20 protein-coding genes and 1 pseudogene are annotated in these 21,873 nt (G+C 41.4%); 10 read left to right on the top strand and 11 right to left on the bottom strand.

What is annotated here, in order from left to right:
* Window positions 1–26: 26 nt before the first annotated feature.
* Both obgE and H6G77_RS30750 read right to left on the bottom strand, forming a co-directional pair.
* A complete protein-coding gene (obgE, locus tag H6G77_RS30755) occupies window positions 27–1,055 on the bottom strand; it encodes a GTPase ObgE (protein WP_190873569.1) in 1,029 nt (342 codons plus the stop codon).
* A 92-nt stretch (window positions 1,056–1,147) separates the two neighbouring features.
* Window positions 1,148–1,807: a Mo-dependent nitrogenase C-terminal domain-containing protein gene (locus H6G77_RS30750; protein WP_190676219.1), complete on the bottom strand. Its 660-nt coding sequence runs from the start codon at window positions 1,805–1,807 to the stop codon at window positions 1,148–1,150.
* A 545-nt stretch (window positions 1,808–2,352) separates the two neighbouring features.
* Between H6G77_RS30750 and H6G77_RS30745 the strand changes: the two genes are divergently transcribed.
* Window positions 2,353–3,447 (top strand): glutamate--cysteine ligase, encoded by a 1,095-nt coding sequence (locus H6G77_RS30745; RefSeq protein WP_190873568.1) that lies wholly within the window; start codon window positions 2,353–2,355, stop codon window positions 3,445–3,447.
* 88 nt (window positions 3,448–3,535) lie between these two features.
* Here H6G77_RS30745 and H6G77_RS30740 read toward each other — a convergent pair whose 3' ends face one another.
* Window positions 3,536–4,384: a D-alanyl-D-alanine carboxypeptidase family protein gene (locus H6G77_RS30740; RefSeq protein WP_190873567.1), complete on the bottom strand. Its 849-nt coding sequence runs from the start codon at window positions 4,382–4,384 to the stop codon at window positions 3,536–3,538.
* A 259-nt stretch (window positions 4,385–4,643) separates the two neighbouring features.
* Between H6G77_RS30740 and mnmG the strand changes: the two genes are divergently transcribed.
* The 3 genes from mnmG (at window position 4,644) to H6G77_RS30725 (ending at window position 10,413) form a co-directional block, all read left to right on the top strand.
* Window positions 4,644–6,566 carry a tRNA uridine-5-carboxymethylaminomethyl(34) synthesis enzyme MnmG gene (mnmG, locus tag H6G77_RS30735; protein ID WP_190873566.1) on the top strand — a complete coding sequence of 641 codons (1,923 nt, stop codon included), beginning with the start codon at window positions 4,644–4,646 and terminating at the stop codon, window positions 6,564–6,566.
* Between the two features lie 224 nt (window positions 6,567–6,790).
* On the top strand, window positions 6,791–8,152 hold the full coding sequence (locus H6G77_RS30730; RefSeq protein ID WP_313954534.1) for a hypothetical protein: 1,362 nt from the start codon (window positions 6,791–6,793) through the stop codon (window positions 8,150–8,152).
* Between the two features lie 818 nt (window positions 8,153–8,970).
* Complete coding sequence (locus tag H6G77_RS30725) at window positions 8,971–10,413, top strand: ATP-dependent DNA helicase RecQ (RefSeq protein WP_190873565.1); 1,443 nt, start codon at window positions 8,971–8,973, stop codon at window positions 10,411–10,413.
* 11 nt (window positions 10,414–10,424) lie between these two features.
* On the opposite strand, the gene H6G77_RS30720 is transcribed toward H6G77_RS30725, so the two are convergent.
* The 5 genes from H6G77_RS30720 to pheS all read right to left on the bottom strand — a co-directional run bounded on the left by H6G77_RS30720 (window position 10,425) and on the right by pheS (window position 12,994).
* Window positions 10,425–10,751, bottom strand: coding sequence for a DUF4926 domain-containing protein (locus tag H6G77_RS30720; RefSeq protein WP_190873564.1), 327 nt, complete (start codon window positions 10,749–10,751; stop codon window positions 10,425–10,427).
* 90 nt (window positions 10,752–10,841) lie between these two features.
* Window positions 10,842–11,420 carry a Uma2 family endonuclease gene (locus H6G77_RS30715; protein WP_190873563.1) on the bottom strand — a complete coding sequence of 193 codons (579 nt, stop codon included), beginning with the start codon at window positions 11,418–11,420 and terminating at the stop codon, window positions 10,842–10,844.
* Between the two features lie 54 nt (window positions 11,421–11,474).
* A complete protein-coding gene (locus tag H6G77_RS30710) occupies window positions 11,475–11,759 on the bottom strand; it encodes a type II toxin-antitoxin system mRNA interferase toxin, RelE/StbE family (protein ID WP_190594099.1) in 285 nt (94 codons plus the stop codon).
* On the bottom strand, window positions 11,756–11,971 hold the full coding sequence (locus H6G77_RS30705; protein ID WP_190594097.1) for a hypothetical protein: 216 nt from the start codon (window positions 11,969–11,971) through the stop codon (window positions 11,756–11,758). The genes H6G77_RS30710 and H6G77_RS30705 overlap by 4 nt, the downstream gene beginning before the upstream one ends.
* Window positions 11,972–12,001: 30 nt before the next feature.
* Window positions 12,002–12,994, bottom strand: coding sequence for a phenylalanine--tRNA ligase subunit alpha (gene pheS, locus H6G77_RS30700; RefSeq protein ID WP_190594095.1), 993 nt, complete (start codon window positions 12,992–12,994; stop codon window positions 12,002–12,004).
* A 342-nt stretch (window positions 12,995–13,336) separates the two neighbouring features.
* On the opposite strand from pheS, the gene surE reads away from it, so the two are divergent.
* From surE to H6G77_RS30670, 6 genes are all read left to right on the top strand, one after another.
* Entirely contained in the window at window positions 13,337–14,137 is an 801-nt protein-coding gene (gene surE / locus H6G77_RS30695; RefSeq protein WP_190594093.1) for a 5'/3'-nucleotidase SurE, read from the top strand.
* Window positions 14,138–14,518: 381 nt separating this feature from the next.
* Entirely contained in the window at window positions 14,519–15,403 is an 885-nt protein-coding gene (locus H6G77_RS30690) for an MBL fold metallo-hydrolase (protein ID WP_190594090.1), read from the top strand.
* Window positions 15,404–15,701: 298 nt separating this feature from the next.
* Window positions 15,702–16,739: a bifunctional riboflavin kinase/FAD synthetase gene (locus H6G77_RS30685; protein ID WP_190594088.1), complete on the top strand. Its 1,038-nt coding sequence runs from the start codon at window positions 15,702–15,704 to the stop codon at window positions 16,737–16,739.
* Window positions 16,740–16,847: 108 nt separating this feature from the next.
* Window positions 16,848–17,756 (top strand): MoxR family ATPase, encoded by a 909-nt coding sequence (locus tag H6G77_RS30680; protein ID WP_190594085.1) that lies wholly within the window; start codon window positions 16,848–16,850, stop codon window positions 17,754–17,756.
* A gap of 82 nt (window positions 17,757–17,838) precedes the next feature.
* Window positions 17,839–18,093 carry a hypothetical protein gene (locus tag H6G77_RS30675; RefSeq protein ID WP_190594083.1) on the top strand — a complete coding sequence of 85 codons (255 nt, stop codon included), beginning with the start codon at window positions 17,839–17,841 and terminating at the stop codon, window positions 18,091–18,093.
* The gene (locus tag H6G77_RS30670; RefSeq protein WP_190873562.1) at window positions 18,083–18,448 is read left to right on the top strand and encodes a type II toxin-antitoxin system RelE/ParE family toxin; all 366 of its coding nucleotides are present in this window, start codon (window positions 18,083–18,085) and stop codon (window positions 18,446–18,448) included. Before H6G77_RS30675 ends, H6G77_RS30670 begins: the two co-directional genes overlap by 11 nt.
* Before the next feature lie 82 nt (window positions 18,449–18,530).
* Here H6G77_RS30670 and H6G77_RS30665 read toward each other — a convergent pair whose 3' ends face one another.
* From H6G77_RS30665 to H6G77_RS30655, 3 genes and pseudogenes are all read right to left on the bottom strand, one after another.
* Window positions 18,531–20,267 (bottom strand): iron uptake porin, encoded by a 1,737-nt coding sequence (locus tag H6G77_RS30665; protein WP_190594082.1) that lies wholly within the window; start codon window positions 20,265–20,267, stop codon window positions 18,531–18,533.
* A gap of 368 nt (window positions 20,268–20,635) precedes the next feature.
* Complete coding sequence (locus H6G77_RS30660) at window positions 20,636–20,917, bottom strand: 4a-hydroxytetrahydrobiopterin dehydratase (RefSeq protein ID WP_190594080.1); 282 nt, start codon at window positions 20,915–20,917, stop codon at window positions 20,636–20,638.
* An 812-nt stretch (window positions 20,918–21,729) separates the two neighbouring features.
* Window positions 21,730–21,873: pseudogene (locus tag H6G77_RS30655) on the bottom strand (photosystem II D2 protein (photosystem q(a) protein)); the annotation flags it as partial.

Here is a 21,873-nt window from a genome sequence, read left to right as displayed (position 1 = left end):
TATCTGTTGTTTTATTTTAAGTTAACTCAACTCAATACTTGCTCTGCTTCAATGGTATTAATTTGGTCAATAACATTCCAAACTTCTTGTAACATTGGTTCTAACCCAGTACGAGTGACCGCAGAAATCAAGAAAACTGGAGCATAAGCAAGGTGATTTAATTGAGTAGCCAACGCATCTAAATCAACTTCTTCTCTATCAACTACCTCAATTTTATTCAGTGCTAAAATTTGCGGACGCTCTGTTAAACCGCGTCCATAAGCTTGCAATTCTTGTTGAATAGTATTGTAGTCTCTGATGACATCATCGCTGGTTGCGTCAATTAAATGTAATAGTACTCGTGTGCGTTCAATGTGACGTAAAAAATCATGTCCCAAACCGGCACCTTGGGCTGCACCTTCAATGAGTCCGGGAATGTCGGCAAAAACTGTACCATCACCCGTGGGTTTTCGCACGACACCCAAATTTGGTATGAGGGTGGTAAAGGGATAATCAGCAATTTTTGGTCTAGCTGCTGATAATGAGGAAATCAAAGTCGATTTACCAGCATTTGGTAAACCAATAATTCCGACTTCTGCTAATAGTTTCAACTCCAAACGGAGAGACTTTTTTTCCCCTTCTAAACCAGGGAGTGCGTATTCTGGGGCGCGGTTGCGGTTACTTAAAAAATATTGATTTCCTAGTCCACCTTTACCGCCTTCAGCAATAACTAAAGTTTGTTCTGGTGCAATTAAATCGCCGATAATTTCATCAGTTTCGGCATCATAAATCACTGTACCGCAGGGAACTTCGATGATTAAATCTTTCCCGGATGCGCCAGTACGGTTATTAGGGCCGCCTCGACCACCATTTTCCGCCTTAAATAGATGGTTGTATCTAAAGTCCAGAAGGGTTTGGAGGTTTTCTACAGCCTGAAATATCACAGAACCGCCGCGTCCGCCATTTCCGCCAGAGGGGCCGCCAGCCGGCACATATTTCTCTCTACGAAAGGCGACAATACCATCGCCACCTTTACCCGCTTCAACTTCAATTTCTACTTGATCAATGAATTGCATATTTCTACAGTGCTGAGTTGTGAGTTCTAAATTATAAGTTTTTTAATCAATGCTTTATCTTTATTCTCTACTTTTAACTCAGCACTCAGCACTCAAATATATGGCGTAACATCCTCACCGCAGTCATCTGCTAAATAGGAGAGGGCGCGGAAACGTAACCCAACTAATTGTTCATAAAGTGGATTAATCTTACACAAGGGCGGGATGTGGACAATTTTACGTCCAAATAAGGTGACATCTCGTTCAAACGGACATTGAGAGGGAATCATTTTACATAAAAACCGAGCAACTCTGGGGTCTTGTACATCTAGCCCATCTAACCAGTCGCGTAGTGAGTTAAGTGGTAAGTGGGGTGGCGTTTTGGATGAAACTAGCGGGTCTTGAATTTCTAGGGTATGTCGTAGGGCTTGGATAATATCTTCTGGGAGTTCTAAAACTTGGCAAAATTGGTGTAGTACTTGATCTTCGCTCGAAGAATATGTACCATCAGCGATCGCTACCATCACAGCTGTACGTAAAAAATTTTCGGCTGCTGGTGTACCTTTACCCAAGGCTGTGGCTAAGTCTTCTGGTGTAATTACCTCTAAAGACTCCCATTTTAGGCTCGGTGCTAATTCTTCTTTGGTCAGACTAGCAATAAATTGCTGTTCATGGTCATCAAAGTTGCCATCTGCCCAAGCAATGGTTAGCAGTCCACGCAACCAAGCGGCTATTTGTTCGCTACTGTATGGGGATTGTACAACACTAGTCATACATTTACTCCTCAAGCTTCTCTCGATGATTACTAGGCTAACTTGAAGGCAACTGATTGCACAGTTAACTCCCAGGCTTTTTAAGATTTGCTGTTTTGTTAACTACAAGTAAGGTGCGATCGCTTCCTGATCACATTGCAAGTTAAACTACTCTTAAAATAATCTTGAGAATTTTTATACTTAAACTTGTACTAAGATAATTAATTTAGATAGCGGAGGTACTCAGCAATTGTGAACTTATGACCTTTAAATGCTGCTCACAGCACACTCAAATAGTCAAGTATTAAACATCTATTATTGACAATAAATATCAAATATGTAGAAATTCATCAAGAATCATCATCAATAGGTCAACAGACATCCACCTTCTACACCATCAGTAAGGGTTGTTCAACAATATTCCCAGAACAATCCTAAATGATTTATCAACATCTCTCTACCTTGTCTACCCTCTCCTCCTTATCTCCCTTATCTCTGTTGTTGACATATCAAACATGACTGCTATATATAGCCCAACACATAATTAGCAATTTCAGGTATCAGCTATGTTTTATTTTGGGATTGAGCATGAAGTCGCGTTCTTAAACCAAGAAGGTAAATTTGCCGATTTTACCCACACCAAATTTACCGATTTTGCTCAAATTGTCGACAGATTACCCATATACCCTAATGATTATCCTCAACTACGTGTAGGTGATGCCGGAATTAAAAAGAAACGATGGTACATTGAAGGATTTGAAAGATTTGCTGATTCTGATCAACCAATAGATTGTTTAGCCAAAGGTATTGAAATTAGAACCACCATACATACTGATATTCAAGGTGCGGTGAATGAATTATCAGAAAGTTTTCGTTTACTACAAGAATTAGCGGTTAGCTTTGGTTACACACCAGTTTTAGCTAGTTTTAACCCTTACAAAACAGTTTTTGAACCCCAACCACCATTAAATGATTTTGAAATCAAACAACTACAAGCTTATCCTGATGAGCAAACTGCTAATATTTACATGGTCAGTTACGGGCCAGATTTAAATATTTCTGTAGCAGATATGTCTACAGAAAAGTTAATTGATATTGGTCGAAAGTTAACTTATTACAGTCCTTATATCGTCCCTTTTACTTATAGTTCACCTTTTTACAATGGTAGTTTGTGGGAAGGATTATCAGTCAGAACTTTTATTAGAACAGGTAAACGTTCAGCAACACTGGTTTTCGTGGAAAAAGCAGAACAATTAATTCCTAGCATCCCGTCATTAACCAAAGTCGCACGCATTCCTGCCGAAATTGGACGCATAGAATTTAAAGCTTTTGACAGTTGTGATGATTTTAATATTTATGCAGCGTTATTGGCATTATTAAAAGGTTTGATATTAGATGAAACTTTACAGGGGAGATTAACTGTACCTGATACAGCTTTGCACCAGCTTTCTGCTAGGGAAGGTTTTGATAATGAAGAGATGTTTGCTAATGCTATGGAAATTCTACAAGCATCTGAGGTTGCTTTGAATGATGACCCAGATGTTAACTTGCTTACACCATTAAAAATAATGCTAGAACAGCGAAAAAGTAAATCCCATGAATTAATAGAGAAGTTTCACAAGCTAGGTTCAATAGAAGAAGTGCTACGCCAAACTTATTGAGATTGAAAAATTGGTAAATGGATGATTTATATTTGATGAATACGCGCAGATCCCCGACTTCTAAAAGAAGTCGGGGATCTAATACTCCCTACGACAAAGGTGTTAACCAATAAGTAATTCCTTGAATAACTTGATTTTTAAAACCCAACTTTGGCAAATCTTCTGCTGATACACCAAGATAAGTCCAGTGTGGTACATCTTTAACTACAGTTTGAAACCAACCATTTTGATTCAGAATTTGCCTTTGTTTTGCATTCGATACCCCTAAATCAATTGCTAAACCCCAAAGATGCTGGGATGTTCCAGGTGGTGCAACTACGCCTAGAATTGCTGTTTCTTTACCTTCTTTGACTTTTTCTAAAGTTTTATTATTAGCATATTTATGCCAAAACCTTAAATTTGTAGCGTAACTACGCAGACAATCACTCGCACCATACCCTGATTTTAGAGGAATATTAAACTGTAATCTAGCTTTATTTAAGGCATCGGCGGCTGACTTTTGTAAGTAACAATCCTTGGTATTAACAATTCTTTCTAGTGTTAATTGTGACTGAAATTCTTGAGTATCGGTATCATTATCAAAAATCAATTTTGGCGGTAATTTCACATTACTAGTTGAATTGATAAATGCTGCACCGTAGGAACGGAGTAAAGTATATTCATAAGTTCCTGGTGCGGGCATTACCTTTAAGCTTTGCATAATTGCAGCCACAAAATTTTCTTGTGGGCTTAATGGTTCACTAGTAACAGGTTGATGAGGTAAGTTGGGTTCTTGGGCATTAGCACTACAGCCAGATACAGATGCAACTAAGCATTGATTTTCAGACTGTAAATTATTAACTGATTGATGGCGTTGCAGACTGTTACTAGCTACCAATGCCAAACAAATAAAAATAGCAGTCAAGATAAATTTTGCTGGTTTAATTAGACGTTTCATTAATTACTTAAATTTGTAAATATACTGAATAGTCTATCCTGTGCAAGCATTGTAAAAATAGTTGCATTCAGAACATATAAGCTAAATTTAACTAAATTATTAAGCAGAACTTAGTTAATAATTATAATTCCTAAAATTGAGATTTTCTCTACTACTATATGCCTAGCTCTTTTGATAGCTTTTTTATTAACAAGGCGCATCCTGGAAAGCACTGGATCAGCTAAAATATCAATGACTCTTAGCTTGCTGTTGTATAAGTATGACCATGCACAATTCCATTGAATTCCAAGACGCTTATGATGTGATTGTCGTCGGTGCAGGTCACTCTGGTTGCGAAGCCGCCTTGGCCGCTGCCCGTCTTGGTTGTCGGACTCTGCTATTAACACTGAATTTAGATAAAATTGCTTGGCAACCTTGTAACCCCGCCGTAGGTGGCCCGGCTAAATCTCAGTTAACCCATGAGGTAGATGCTTTGGGTGGGGAAATTGGCAAAATGGCAGACCGGACATATTTGCAAAAGCGTGTCCTTAACTCTTCACGGGGGCCTGCGGTTTGGGCATTACGCGCCCAAACAGACAAGCGCGAATATGCGGCGGTAATGAAAGCTATTGTGGAAAATCAAGAAAATTTGACCATTCGTGAAGGGATGGCGACAGATTTAGTTTTGGGCGCTAACGATGAAGTTGTTGGTGTGGAAACTTATTTCGGTGTGGCGTTTAAATGTAAAACAGTGATTTTGACCACAGGTACTTTTTTGGGTGGCAAGATTTGGGTTGGTAACAAATCAATGGCGGCGGGACGCGCGGGAGAATTTGCGGCTGAAGGTTTGACTGCAACTTTAAATCGTTTGGGTTTTGAAACGGGAAGATTAAAAACTGGGACACCGGCACGAGTAGACAAGCGATCGGTTGACTACAGTAAGATGGAAATTCAGCCGGGAGATGCAGAAGTTCGCTGGTTTAGCTTTGACCCAGAAGTGTGGGTAGAACGGGAACAAATGCCTTGTCACATGACCCGCACTACTGCTGAAACCCACCGTTTAATTAGAGAGAATTTACACCTATCGCCCGTTTATGGTGGTTGGGTAGAGGCGAAAGGGCCGCGTTATTGTCCCAGTATTGAAGATAAGATTGTGCGCTTTGTGGATAAGGAAAGCCATCAAATCTTTATTGAACCAGAGGGGCGGGATATTCCAGAATTATATATTCAAGGTTTTTCCACGGGGTTGCCAGAAACTCTGCAATTACAAATGCTGCGGAGTCTACCAGGGTTGGAAAATTGTGTGATGCTGCGTCCAGCTTATGCAGTTGAATATGATTATTTACCTGCGACTCAGTGTTATCCCACAATGATGACGAAGAAAATTGCTGGGTTGTTTTGTGCTGGTCAAATTAATGGCACAACGGGCTATGAAGAAGCCGCAGCCCAAGGAATTGTGGCGGGAATTAACGCGGCGCGATTTGTGCGTGGTCAGGAAATGATTGTATTTCCGCGTGAGCAAAGTTACATCGGCACGTTACTAGATGATTTGTGTACAAAAGACCTACGAGAACCTTACCGGATGTTAACTAGTCGGTCTGAGTATCGCTTGCTGTTGCGTTCGGATAATGCAGACCAACGCTTAACGCCTTTAGGACGGGAAATTGGTTTAGTTGACGATCGCCGTTGGCAATTATTCACCACTAAACAAGCCCAAATTACAGCAGAGAAAGAAAGATTATACACTACCCGCATTAAAGAACATGATCAAGTCGGAAAAGCGATCGCCTCTGACACCCAACAAGCCATCAAAGGTTCTATCACCCTCGCTGACTTGCTGCGGCGACCAGGATTTCATTATGTTGACCTGCATAAATACGGCTTGGGTAATTCCAGTCTCACCCAGGCGGAGAGAGAAGGTGCAGAAATCGATATCAAATATTCTGGCTATCTCGCCAGACAACAAAACCAAATTGAACAAACCGCCCGACAAGCACACCGCCAGCTACCTGCGGATTTAGATTATGGCAAAATTGATACTCTTTCTAAAGAGGCACGGGAAAAATTAACTCAAGTAAAACCACTGACTATTGGCCAGGCTGCCCGTATCGGGGGTGTGAATCCTGCGGATATTAACGCACTGTTAATATATTTGGAATTGCGTAAAACCAAACACCAGACAGACTTTCCGGCATTAACGTAAGTTAAAGTTTTAACAAGCGTGAGTATAGTAGAAGGGAGGGGATTGGTATGATTGATGACACGAATTTTTTCCTGGCATCAACAGCAATCTCTAGACTACGTTGAATTTAATACCACATAAAAATAAACTCGTCAAGTTTAGGCTGGCAGTTTGATATTTTTGCAAAATCCTGATTTCCAGGCGTTAAGAGCATTACTTAATCCTGGCAAACAAAACCCAAAATCATGCCTATGTTACAAGAATTCAACAACCATCTCATCGTTCCGGAACCATCAGAAGAATTAATTAGCAACGAGCCTTGGTCAATCGAAATTTATGCTGATGGCTTGATGGATGATTTGTTTGCCGATATTGACGACATTTTAGATGGCAGTGGCAGTTTATCTTCCCATACTGTGAGGTATGGTGGCCGCATACCACAGCGTTCTAGAGAAGAAACATCTGTAAACGATTGGTATTACTCAGATTACGAGCCACTGCAAACGCTGAACATACCGCAGATTATCCTGCCCAATATGGTCAGCACTGTACAAGGCGTTCCTCAAGTCAGAAATCAGCACGCCAGTACAGTTGTAGTGGATACTCCCGCAATGGCTTCGGGAATCAGAAGACCGAAAATCAAACGGGCTTTCAGCAAGCTGGTGATTTTAGGAACAGCCATCGGGATTGCGATCGCTGGTACGATTTATCTACTACGGGCAGAAGTTCTCTCTTTGATCACTGGCAGATGGACACAGCAAACCGCCTCCATGTCAGGAACTCAATTACCCACCAAAGCAGAAATTGAGGCAGATTTAGCCGATTACATGCTGGGTTCGTTAGCCATTATCGACCAACAAGGCGGAAAAACTAATCAAGCATCTTTTCGCACCGGCATCAGCAACCGCATAACCTCTAACCCGAATACCATTGCTTATGCTGGTAGTTCCCCCATCGGTAACTTACCATCTCCACTCACCGCTAACAATACAGCCCCCACCGCTAACCGTTCAGCAAACAATGTTGTTGAACGCATTTATATTCCTGTTTATCAAGCGCCTTCACCTATGCGCTACGGGCTACCACGGCTTCCCGGAACTCCCTTAACTCTACCGCCCATAGCCAACGCCAGACAAACAACTCAGCCGAATGCCGTCAAAACAGCTTTAAACACTGCCAAGCAACCAGGCAAACCTGTCAGTGTAAATATGTTAGCTGCTGCTGTGCGTACCGATCTTAAACCTGTAGCTGTACGTACTGCCCCAATTACTGTCAGACAATCAGCCAGTCCCCTTCCCGCCTTACCAGTTGCACCACTGCGAGCTGCTTCACCTCCTGTAACGAGTGTGGCTGCATCACCAAAAACCCCCCAACAAGTCTATTTAGCCTCCAACCCTCAACCTGCACCCAGTCATACCTTAGAAGGTGTACTGGAGTTAGGTAAGAAATCTGCGGCTTTATTTCAAGTTGATGGCGTAACTCGGCGCATCAATGTTGGCGAAACAATTGGTACTAGTGGCTGGACTTTAGTAGAAGTCAACAACGGCGAAGCAATTGTCCGTCGGAATGGTGAAGTTCGCTCTATTTACACAGGACAAAAGCTATAAGCTGAAAGCCAATTTTCGTTGACAGCAAATATCACAATTAAACAAATCCTAAATTTCTCAGAGTAGATTCTTTTACCCAACTACTCTAATTTCAACATGGAAAAATATCGCTATGTTTTCTTTAGCGTCAATACATCTTTTAGCCTGCTCTTGCAGGTTTTTTATTTTATGTAATCCTGCTTAGTAGTATAACATGCTTTTTTTATTTATCCAGTAAAATTACCGTAATATATTTTTATATAAAAATGAGTGTAGCCCTCATAATTACGGTAATAAGTACAGGGACATAAATAGTTGTAATTATGGCAAGGCAGGAGGCAGTGGTTCGGCTTCGCGGTAATCGAGCGAAGTCGAGATTCACCAACCAGGCAGGAGGCAGAAGGGAAGAAGTTTTTAGCTATTTTGTTCAAGAATTTTATAGTTAAGCTTATTTGTGTCTTCTTACTTACTACGAAATTTATGTACCCTTGAATAGGCTATGAATGGGAAGTTTAAAATTAAGATGAGGTAGGAAAAAATGACTGAATATAAAACTCATCTTTGATTTATAAAACACGCACTACACCCTAGAAAATATTTTTTCTACTCTCTACTCCCTACTCCCCACTCCCTGCCTACACAGATAATTTAAAAAATCAAACCAGATAACATTTCCACAGTTATCCAACCATGTTCGGGACAACTAAAATCGACTTTAAATGCTCGCGGCATAAAATTATGAGGAAATTACTGAAGCTGGTGCTAAATAGCAGCAGTTATATTCATAGTAACCTCATATTCAATGTGGAAAACCAAGGGCGCATCTACTATTTCTCAGCATGAATCAACCCACAAAAACCACTTGGCAGGATGTTCATGCCGCGTTCCAAAAAATTTGGGGTTACGATGATTTTCGTCCACCACAGGGAGAAATAATCAGAACTTTATTAGCGCAGCAAGATGCTCTGATTATTATGCCAACAGGTGGCGGTAAATCTATTTGTTTTCAATTACCAGCATTATTACAAACAGGATTAACATTAGTAATTTCTCCCTTGGTAGCGTTGATGGAAAACCAAGTAAAAGAACTACATCAACGCCATCTGAGTGCAGCACTTTTGCATAGTGAATTAGCTTCATCTCAACGCCGTGCAGCACTGCAAGCATTGGAAAAACAACAACTACGATTACTTTATTTATCGCCAGAGACGTTATTAAGTCCACCTGTTTGGGAAAGATTATCTCAGCCACATTTGCAAATCAATGGCTTGATTTTAGATGAAGCACATTGTTTGGTGCAATGGGGAGATACATTTCGACCAGCTTACCGCAGATTAGGGGCGGTACGTCCGGCATTGCTCAAATCAAAACCACCAGGAACGAAAATTAGTATTGCTGCTTTTACAGCAACAGCTGATCCATTAGCGCAAAAGATTATTCAAACAGTTTTACAATTAGAGCAACCTGAAATTTTTCGGCAGAATCCTTACCGTGCTAATTTGCATCCTAGTGTTCGCATCGCTTGGACACCACGGGGGAGAAAACAACAGTTACTCCAGTTTATTCAAAAGCGATCGCCACAAGCTGGGTTAATTTATGTTCGTACCCGCCGCGATAGCGAAGAATTAGCAGCATGGTTAGCTGAGATGGGTTATCCGACAGCCAGTTACCACGCAGGGTTAAGTGCAGCCGAACGCCGCGCCGTCGAAGCCAGTTGGTTGGGTGGTAAAATTCCATTTGTGGTTTGTACCTGCGCCTTTGGGATGGGGATAAATAAACCTGATGTCAGGTGGGTTATCCACTATCACGCACCACATTTACTATCAGAATATGTGCAGGAAATCGGCCGTGCGGGACGAGATGGGAAACCAGCCGAAGCATTGACACTGGTGAGTGAACCTACAGGTTGGTTAGATTCTGGCGATAAGCAAAGACAACAGTTTTTTGTTGATAAAATGCGATCGCAACTGCAAACAGCACAGCAATTAGTCAAAAAATTGCCCAAACAAGGCGACATTAATACAGTCACGCGACAATTTCCCGATGCTGCTGTCGCATTAGCCTTACTCCACAGTAGCGGACAATTAAAATGGCTTGATCCTTTCCATTACAAAATTGAATCAAATGTGCAGAAACAGCCAGCAACGCAACTGCAAGCTGTCAAACAAATGCAACAATATTTAACAACAAAACAATGTCGTTGGCAGTTTTTATTAAATGCCTTTGGTTTTGCTCAAGATGCCACTAATTGGCGTTGTGGACATTGTGATAATTGTCGTTAACATCAGATTTATTAAGCACTCTTATGATCAGACTCTTCTTTTTGCAAGAGAAAATCAAGATAGGTTTGTAATTCTAACAGTCTCGCTCCAGAGAGCTTGCGTAACTTAGTTAAAATTATTTCTTCTTCCTGCAATTGAGCAACAGGAATAATTTGAGATGCTGATACTTCTATAGTTATATGGGGCAGATTAAATCCTTCCAGACTATACCCATCTTCTTCGCCTTCAGGCATAGGATAATGCTCTACAATTGTGCCAACATTACCTCGCTTCAGGTTGTATTCTGGTAAGTCCTGTACTAAGGCAACTTGGGATAATATAGGGTACTGTATCTTCATGAATTTGCTCCTTTATCTGGCACTAAGGTAACAAATTTGGTTGTATCTTCTCAGTTAATGTCATGAAAGCTTTAACAGCGATCGCACCCCTCAAATTCCAGCATTAAGTACTTGCTCTGCGGTTAGCTCTAATTGTGGAAAAATGCTAGAAACTATCACTGCATTTCCTACAAATATAGTTTCCTCATAAAGCCCATCAACTAATATAAGTACAGTAATCTTATGAGCTTGCGGATCAACAATCCAATATTCAGCAATTCCTCTGGCAGCATATTCAGAACGTTTGTAGCGATAGTCTCTGTCTTCATTAACTTTACCAGGAGAAACAACTTCCACAACTAGTGCTGGCGGTGGCATATCTAAAGTAATTGTGGATCTGGTTGCGCCTTGTAAAATTGTTGCTAGTTCTTCTGTTAGGACAATTAAATCAGGCACACGAGTAGTTGCACGAAAACCACTGATCACAATTTCAGCTTTATTACTCACGCGATTGACTGGCACAAACTTGAGGAAATTTACTAGCAAAAACAGAGCTATCTGAACATTTTTTGGGCTTTCAGGTGGCATTTTCACTAGTTTTCCAGCCACTAGTTCATATTGGTGATCAGTGCGATCGTCATATTTTAAATATTCCTCAAGCGTTAGTTTTTTGCTCGTGGTTGAGGTCATATCGCATAACAGTAATTGGTATATAGGTATTTTAACGAATGCACCTATTTTGGTTTAATAGACTTCATCATGAGAGCCAATATCGATGAGCAAAATTTCTTCTTGATCAGATTCGGGATTCTGCACAAAGTTAAAGACAATACGGCAATCGTAATCCACTGAACAAGCCCAAGCTCCTGACAATTTGCCTTTGAGCTTATGGGTTTGTAACAGTGGATCAAATGGGTCAGATGCTAGAAGCGTTAAACGCTCTTCTATTCGCTCTTGCAACTCTGGTTGTCGTCGCACCAACCGCTTAAATGCTCGTTTAAACGATGATGCTAAAACCAGAGTCATCATTTGTTTAACTCATCCATGATTTGATTAACATTGCCGCGAAACACTTTACCAGACTGGTATTCTGCTTGTGCTTGCACGATATTCGCAGCAATAGCAGAACGTCGTTGTTCTGCTAATCGATGACGGATCAGATCAATGAGTATTTCTTGTTCATCTATTGATAATTCTTCGATGCTGTCTAGAACTTGATCTAATCTAGAAGATTGAGTCATTATTCTTTCTGCCTTGATTACAGTAGATGTTTAAAACTGCCGCAAAAATCTTAAATCACTGGCATACAAACGGCGAATATCATCAATTTGATGTAACACCATTGCGAAGCGTTCTACACCAAAACCAGCAGCAAATCCAGTATAAATTTCTGGGTCATAGCCTACAGATTTCAGCACATTCGGGTCAACCATACCGCAACCCATTACTTCTAGCCAGCGACCATTCCACTGCAAATCAACTTCAGCCGAAGGTTCGGTAAAGGGGAAGTAACTGGCACGAAAGCGGATTGGCAAGTCGCCAAACATCGCTTGTAAAAACATCTTGACTGTGCCTTTGAGGTCTGTAAAAGTCAGTCCCTCATCAATGGCTAACAGTTCTATCTGATGGAAAACTGCTGAGTGGGTTGCGTCTACATTATCACGCCGATAAACTCGCCCTGGTGCGACCACGCGAATTGGTGGTTCTTCTTTTTCCATATAACGGATTTGGACTGAGGAAGTGTGAGTCCGCAGTAAATTACCATCTGGCAGGTAAAAAGTATCCTGCATATCACGGGCGGGATGGTCAGGTGGTGTATTCAGGGCTTCAAAATTGTAATAGTCGGTTTCCATTTCTGACCCTTGGGCTACGGTGTAACCCATCCCGACAAAAATATCTAATGCCCGGTCAATAATGCCGTTGAGGGGATGAATGCGACCTTGGGGGCGGAAAATTCCCGGCATGGTCACATCTAGTGTTTCTGCTTCTAGCTGCGCCTGAATTTTTGCAGTTTCTAAAGCGGCACGTTGCTTGTCTAGACTAGTTTGCAGGGACTCTTTGACTGTATTGGCGATCGCTCCAATTTTAGGACGTTCCTCTGCACTCATCTGCCCCATACTGCGTAACAATGCCCCTAGTTGTCCTTTTTTCCCCAGATAATTGACTCTGAGTTCTTCCAGGCGTTCTAGGGTATCAGCAGCAGCGATCGCATTTTCTCCTTCCTGCTGTAATGCTAAAAGTTGAGTCTCTAAATTGCTAGTCATTAGTTAATAGTCATTAGTCATTGGTCGTTGGTCATTAGTCATTGGTCAATAGTAAGAACTCTTTACTCATGACTAATGACAAAAGACAAATAACCTTATTTTATAAGCGATCGCGCCAGGGAGGATTTTTTCTTTGGTATTTGTGATGTCAAGCATTGACAATTTAGCTTTAACTGTTGACTATGGTCTCTTGACCCTGCAAATTTTAGATTTTGGATGATTCTTTCCGTTCACACCCCAGACTCTTTTGGGCAGAACAAATCTAAAATCCCCGGACTGTATCCCCAAAATGGGTGCAGTCAATCTAAAATCTAAAATCCAGAATCGAAAATTAAATGACCCATGAAATTACTTATTAGTAATGATGATGGTATTTTTGCCTTGGGTGTGCGTACCCTAGCCAACTGCTTGGCAGAAGCTGGCCATGATGTAACTGTAGTTTGTCCAGATCGGGAGCGATCGGCCACCGGACATGGATTAACTCTACACCAGCCAATTCGCGCGGAAATTGTTGAATCAGTTTTCCATCCCAGTATCAAAGCTTGGGCTTGTGATGGCACGCCTTCAGATTGTGTCAAATTAGCAATATGGGCTTTATTAGATTCTCCTCCAGATTTGGTGCTGTCTGGTATTAACCAAGGTGCCAATCTCGGAACCGAAATTCTTTATTCTGGAACTGTTTCAGCCGCAATGGAAGGAGTGATTGAAGGCATTCCCAGCATTGCTTTTAGCCTGACTAGTCATCTCTACAAAGACTTTCAACCAGCCGCTAAGTTTGCCAAAACTTTAGTGGAGCAACTAGCCGCTAAACCCTTACTAGATTTAATGTTACTTAATGTTAATGTGCCTGCGGTGAAGTGGGAAGAAATTGCCGGAGTCACTTTTACCAGACAAGGAGTCAGGCGCTATGTTGATGTGTTTGACAAGCGCATTGATCCCCGTGGTAAAACCTACTACTGGTTAACTGGTGAAGTTCTCGAAGATGTCGAACCCCCAATGGGGTTAAATTTACCGCAAAATATACCTATTGACGTGCATGTGATTCGTCAAAACTATATCAGTATTACGCCGTTGCAATATAATCTCACCTATCCAACCGGACTCGATAAATTATCCCACTGGGAAATTCCTTTAGATAAGTAAATTTATATACTTTTCATCTAAAGGCAACTACATAATCAAATTCATTTACCAATTTGGCAAAGTCATGATGAGCATTTTAACCTGCTGCCCACAGCCTTCATTTTCCTACCCTTGGCCTTTTTATGATCAGTTAAAGGCATCACAGTAAAATTTAGGTTATAAAGTAGGAGCGTTTTGATATTACTGATACATATAATGTGGGAAATATTCAGGTAACTCTTTTGCAGGATTTCTTCGACGTTCACACAATCTACCCCAAACAAGGTATGCTGTTGTACCAAGAAAAACATTCTCTACCAAATGTGGTAAAACAGCATAGACTTAACCAAACAAGTAACATTTTTGTTCTTGATCGCCCGCTCAGTCCAGCAAGCAACACCCATGTCTAGGATAGAGAACCAATTTACCGTACAATTTTGGGGTGTTCGTGGCAGCATCCCCAGTCCAGGGCCACATACTGTCCGCTATGGTGGTAATACCCCCTGCATTGAGATGCAAGTGGGCGACAAACGCTTAATTTTCGATGGTGGTACAGGGCTGCATGTTTTAGGACAATCTTTACTGCGCCAAATGCCCTTAGAAGCTCATCTGTTATTTACTCATTCCCACTGGGATCACATGCAGGGGTTTCCCTTTTTTGTCCCAGGGTTTGTCAGAGGCAATAATTTTCACATTTATGGTGCGATCGCTCCTGATGGTTCGACCATTGAGCAACGCCTCAACGACCAGATGCTTCACCCAAATTTCCCAGTGCCATTACAGATTATGCAAGCCAATTTGCATTTTCACGATGTCAAACCAGGGCAACCCATTCATATTCATGACATTACCATAGAAACGGCATCATTAAATCATCCCGGTGAAGCAGTTGGCTATCGAGTTAACTGGCGCGGTGGTGCTGCTGTATATATCACCGATACCGAGCATTTTCCGGACAGATTGGATGAAAATGTGCTAAGGCTATCTCGCAATGCCGATATCCTCATCTACGATTGTACTTACACCGATGAGGAATATTATTCGCCAAAATCGCCGAAAATTGGCTGGGGACATTCCACTTGGCAAGAAGCGGTGAAAATAGCCAAAGCCGCCAACGTCAAAACCTTGGTCATCTTCCACCATGATCCAGCTCACAATGATGATTTTTTGGATGCTGTCGGGGAAGAAGCGGCTAAACAATTTCCAGGCGCAATCATGGCACGGGAAAGAATGGTGCTGCAAGTGTCTACATCTGTCCCGTTATCAGAATCTTTTCCTGTTAGATAAGTTGTCTGGGTAAAAGTTGCCTGTCAAGCGATCGTAGATTTTAGATTAGATTGGTGATCAAGAGCTATAAGCGCGAGAATCTACCTCATCAGGACACTGTGAAAACCAAAGACAAAGTTGTGTGTTTATTCAAGTTAAAACTACTCATAGTCTAAAAACGAAAAATCAACGGTTTGGATGTTAAGTGTTCATCAACCTTACACCTCTATACCCATACACAGCTTGTCTTCTACTCATTGGTGTTCCATCAGGTTGCTTGCGATTTATGGCGAAATAAACCTCAAATTCCAGAATCTACGTGCTAAATTTGTCTCAAAATGGATGTTCTGTATGGGTTGCTGCTTCAGCCACAGAGGTTCTCAGGCCAACTAATGTTGCGCTGGGCAAATTTGATGGCGTACATCTTGGCCATCAAAGGGTAATTCAGCCGATTCTACAGCCAGCCGCGAACAAAGATGGGGAAACCAACCAACCCCCAACACCAGAACTCATATACTCAACAGTTGTGACTTTTCGTCCCCATCCACAGGAATTTTTTACGGGAACACCCCGTACTTGGTTAACACCACTGGATGAAAAAGTTCAACAATTGCGATCGCTAGGAGTGGAACAACTAGTACTATTACCCTTCGACAAGGAATTATCAGCTTTGTCGCCGCAAGAGTTTGTTGATAAAATTCTAGTCCAACAATTACAGTGTCAAAGAATTAGTGTTGGGCAAGATTTTTGTTTTGGCAAACAGCGTCGAGGTACTGCTAAAGATTTGCAATTACTTGCGTCTCAACACAATATTCCTGTTACTATTGTTCCATTACAAACCCATACAGATAACTTGTCAGATAGTGGATTTGTCAGCCTACCTCCAATTAGCACTTCTCTAATTCGCCAATGTCTGGAAAGTGGCGATATCAAAAACGCTAATTTATGTCTTGGAAGACCTTACACTCTCTTCGGTACAGTGGTTCAAGGTCAACAACTCGGTAGAACCATTGGTTTTCCTACGGCTAACCTTCAAATACCCAGCGATAAATTTTTACCACGTCACGGCGTTTATGCGGTCAAGGTATATATTTTAAATGAAACCACCCCTACGACTGTTCCGCAATTGATTTTAGGAGTGATGAATATTGGTAATCGCCCCACGGTAAATGGTATAAATTCATCCGTAGAAGTACACTTATTTGATTGGTCTGGGGATTTATACGGCAAACAATTGACTGTAGAACTCATCGAATTTTTACGCCCAGAACAAAAATTTGCGTCTCTAGAAGCCTTGAAAACCCAAATTCACCGAGACTGTAAAATTGCTCAAAAAATTTTGTCTGGAGAATGCTAACTTCCGATGATGAAGTGGGAATACTGAAAAACAGGGAGTGGGGAATGAGGCATAGGTTATTCTCCATTCCAGTTCCTAATCGCCAATTCCTCAATCATTCTGTGGTGCATGAGAGAACAAATTGAAGCTTTAACTCAAAATCTCGCTCTTACCATTGTCGGTAAAACCGAGGCAATTCGCTTGGTATTAGTCGCCTTATTAAGTGGTGGTCATGCACTATTAGAAGATGTTCCTGGAGTGGGTAAAACGCTGCTGGCTAAATCTTTGGCGCGTTCTTTAGATGGCAAATTTCAACGCTTACAATGCACTCCCGATTTACTTCCCACAGATATTACTGGTACGAATATTTGGAATCCCAAAACTGGTGAATTTACCTTTCTGCCTGGGCCTGTGTTTGCTAATGTACTTCTAGCTGATGAAATTAACCGCGCTACACCTCGTACTCAGTCAGCTTTATTAGAAGTAATGGAAGAAAATCAAGTCACAATTGATGGTGTTTCTCGGTCAGTTCCCCAGCCGTTTTTTGTGATTGCTACCCAAAACCCCATTGAATATCAAGGTACTTTCCCATTACCAGAAGCTCAAATGGATAGATTTATGCTGTCTTTGAGTTTGGGTTATCCTTCGGCGCAAGAAGAATTACAAATGTTGCAAAATCTCCAACAAAGGGCAAATGTGACGGAGTTACAACCTTGTATTAGCTTGGCAGAGTTACAACAATTGCGTCAAATCTGTTCTCAAGTCAAAGTAGAAGCTTCTTTACAAGAATATATTTTGGAATTGGTAAGGGCAACGCGACATGATGAAGAAATTACTTTGGGTGTGAGTCCGCGCGGAACAGTAGCTCTACAAAAAGCAACTCAAGCATTAGCATTTATTTCTGGGCGTGATTATGCCATCCCCGATGATGTAAAATTTTTAGTGCCTTACGTTCTTTGTCATCGCCTCATTCCCAGGGGAGGACGTAATGCCAAAACTATTGTAGACAGATTATTGCGATCGCTGCCTATTCCTTAGCTAAAGTTACAATATACTTCGATTTCCTTACGCTGCTTGGATTTGCCCGTGTTAGGATCACCAACAAATGAGGTGGATAGCAATGAAAGCGATCGAAGTAACTGGCAAAATTGACTCTGAAGGCAACTTAATCTTAGATCAGCCGATTCGGGAAATCAATTATCCTCATCAAGTGCGGGTGATTGTGTTAGTTCCAGAACACACAGCAGCAGAAGTTGATCCTGATGATACACCTGTTGAGGAAATTAAAGCCAGCTTAAGGAGAGCCTTACAGCAAGCTAAAACGGGTCAACGCCTACCACTATCCGAAATGTGGGAGGGAATTGATGCCGAATGAACAGCCATTAGTCTTCATTGATTTAACTCCTGAATATAAACAAAATTTGCGTGACCTCTCAAAGAGATTTCGCAATATTCGCTCTGATGTACAACCAATTATTGAGGAACTACAGCAAGGAAATATTGTCGGAGACAGAATTGGGGGTATTGGTGAGGAGTATGTTGTTTACAAGGCGAGAGTTCGCAATAGTAATATTCAAAAAGGTAAAAGTGCTGGATATCGTTTAATTTATCAACTTGAGTCACCTACAAGTATTTTGTTACTCACGATTTATGCCAAATCTGACCGAGAAGATATTGGTGTAAATGAAATTCGAGATATTTTAGCTAATTTTGATAATGAAGAAAGCTAAAACTTAATAAATTACCAACAAAAAACCCCGCCTCTAGGCGGGGTGAAATCTATTTAAAAGCTATCTCAAGATTTTCAACTTCTTAGAATGTGAAAGTTGTTCTGAGAGTACCGATGAATGCGTCATCATTGTTGTCGTTCTGGCCAGGAGAAGACAACCAGATTACACCAGGAGTGATGGAAATGTTGTCAGAGACGCGATATTTGTAGAAGCCTTCAACTTGGAATGGCAGATCGTTGTTACCCTGTGAAACTGAGAATCGGCCAATAGAATAAGGTTGAACGCCACCGAAAATACCCAGAACGTTACCTTTCTTACCAAAATCAGGCAGTGCGATACCACCACCGTAGCTCCAAACTTCTCTATCATCACCTGCACCAAAGCCTGTGACATCACTGTAAGAAATGAAGCCACTGATAGATAATTTGTCACTAGGTCTGAATGCTGCTGACAAACCGTAGGAATTGCTTGAGGATGCGTTCGGAAGATTATTGGCGAAACTAGTACCTACTACACCTGTAGCAATGTTATTTTGCTCACCATTATCAAATAAAGAACTACCTGCACCATTGTAACTGTGGACATACGTAGCAGCGACTGCAAGGCGATCGCCAATACCAAAGTTCAATTGTCCTAAAGCTGCATAGTTACCATTGAACAAACCTTCACCAGAAGTAGGACTATCAGCTTCGGATGCTAAGTAACCTACGGTGATAGAACTTGGCTTGATAATGCTGCCACCTTGGCCAAAAGGTATGTTGAAGGCGATACCTGCGCCACCACCGATACGGTAAATTGGGTTTTCGGAGGAGAAAGTGGATAATGCGCCATTACCACCGTCGGTTTTGTCAAAGAAGTAGGGGTTGTTAACAGCAGCGTAGTGGCTGTGTTTACCACCAGCAGCAGCTAGGTAAACTTGAACTGGGCCAACAGGCGCTTCGTAAGTCAATCTATCTACTACAATGCTGTTACCACCAGTGCCACCTACGTTGTAAGTTTGCAATGGCTCTGCGCTGTTAATATCTGTACCAGCGTTGTTTTGCAGAGTAAAGGGAGTTGCGTTACTAGCTGTCAAACGAGTTGTCAATACGTCTCTACCAGTGAAACTGGTCTGTAAGCCTAGACGTACTCTGTCTTGGAAGACAGTATTATTTCTTTCACCACTGTTTCCACCAAATACATCGCTAACAGCGAAGATTGCTTCACCAACGAGTTTAGTGGTGGTAGAGAATTGATTAGCTTCTAATTCAGCAGTGCGTGCTTCTAAAGCATCTACACGACCACGTAAGGTTGCTAATTCAGCAGAAAATTCTTCTTGTAACCGTTGTAAAGTTGCTAAATCTTGCTTGGTTACTAAATCTGCTGTAGCTGTAGCGATTAATTCGTTAACGCGGTCTAAACAAGCGTTCAAACCAGCCGCAAATTCATAACGGGTAAGAGCGCGATTACCACGATAAGTACCGTTAGGATAACCAGCAATACAACCGTAACGTTCTACCAAAGACTGTAATGCTTGGAATGCCCAGTCAGTGGGTTGTACGTCAGAGAATTGAGATACTGAAGTTACTTGAGACAACGAATTGTTGGTTTTGCCTTCGTTGCTGTAACGGTTAACTTGGTCTAAAACTTTGCTGTCGTTGTTAGTAGGTGCTGCTTGAGCCAAAATTTCTGGTTGGGCAACTTCTACTGCAACTGGTTGTTCAGTTGTTGAAACTTCTGTGCTGGCATTAGGAGCTGCAATCGCTGTTGCTGAAACGAGTAGGGTTGCTCCTAAAACTGCGGGGCTAACCACGAGTGATTTCCACAAGAGATTAGACATTTTTACTTTTCTCCTCACACCTTGTATAGAGAATTGTTTCGTTGCACTTCTTCTCAAAAATACGATATTTTTGGAAATTTCGTTAATGAGGTTTGGTGCCACTATTACAATTTTAGTTTTTGAAAAGCTAACATCTGATTAACTTAGTGTTAAAAATTGATGTAATTAACTTATACAAAAACATACCTTTATAGCTTATTATTATAGAGCATTTGTCGCAGATGACAAGCTTGGTGCGATCGCCTGTTAAACTGTCACAATCCAACCTGTGTCTTTTCTAGGCAAGAGTAAGGTTTAGGGTATTTCAATTTTCCCAGCACCCCTCATTCCTCAATTTCCCTTCCCCAGATGTCACCGGACAAAGGGTTTTAACTGATTTGAGAAATTACAGATGCTAAGTCAAAGTCCTTTTGGGTTAATCCACCTGCATCATGTGTGGTAAGCGTTACTTTGACTTTGTTATAGGAAATTTCTATATCTGGATGATGCCCAGCTAATTCTGCTGGTTCGACTAATTTGTTCACAAACTCAATTGCTGTCACAAAATCTTTAAATATCAGTTTGATCTGCAACTGATTACCTTCAACACTCCAACCTGACAAACTGTTGGCACATTCTCGAATTTCTGCTTCAGTTAGTAGTTGTGACATACCAAAAAATCCCAGTTGATATTTTTGTCAGGACACTTTGAAATAATTGATTTGACCAGCCAGTCTGTTATGACTTACGCAGTTAGACGAAAAATACAGGGTTTTGGGAAGGGTTCGAGGGTTTAGGGGTGTAGGGTTGTACTTCTTCCAAACCCTTACACCCTATACCCTATCACCCCTGCACTCATTCTTTACAGACAATATTTATGCGTAAGTCCATTCTGTATTCCGATAAGCTGCAACAAAAAGTACCTATAAAAAACTATCCGCTCTGATTTTAGGTCTGTTGACCTAATGTCAGAGCGGTCTAGCGGGTCTTCAGGTTGCAACCAGACTGCCGGGAGGAACTCCCAGGCTTACCTAGTTACTTGAGATAACTTAGTTTCTCAATGTAACTATGGCTAACTTTAGAGAACAGCCCCGGCGCGCAGCCGGCTAACTGCAACCTGATGACCCATGCGTTTACTACTTTCTATCATGGGCATCACCTCCTTATTGCCTAAGCGGACTTAGTTTCAAAAAGGCAGAGTAATTACTCTGGGCTTTTACCTTGAATCAATATAACACATTAATTTTAGAAAGATAGCGGTGTTTTGAAGAAGAAAGAATTTATGCCAGGACTAACGCAGTGAGATGAAAAATCAAGGGTGTAGGGGTATAGGGGTGTATGTATCCAAAAACCTTACACCCAATACCCTTTCACCCTTACACCCAATCTCCACAAACCACCTTCTTTGCTAAACATAAAAAAATCCCCTGCCCAAGAGCAGAGGATAAATGAAAAGTCAGATAGTGATGAATTTCTTCAAATCTTACAGAGCATTACCGCGAGGTAACACTTCTTCAGGGAATATAAATTGTTCGTGGGGCTGGTCTTGAGGAGCCATCCAAGCGCGGATACCCTCGTTCAGCAAAATGTTTTTGGTATAGAAAGTTTCAAATTCTGGGTCTTCGGC

The sequence above is a fragment of the Aulosira sp. FACHB-615 genome (genome assembly GCF_014698045.1).
GTDB lineage: Bacteria > Cyanobacteriota > Cyanobacteriia > Cyanobacteriales > Nostocaceae > Nostoc_B.
This window is presented reverse-complemented; position numbering and strand designations above follow the sequence as displayed.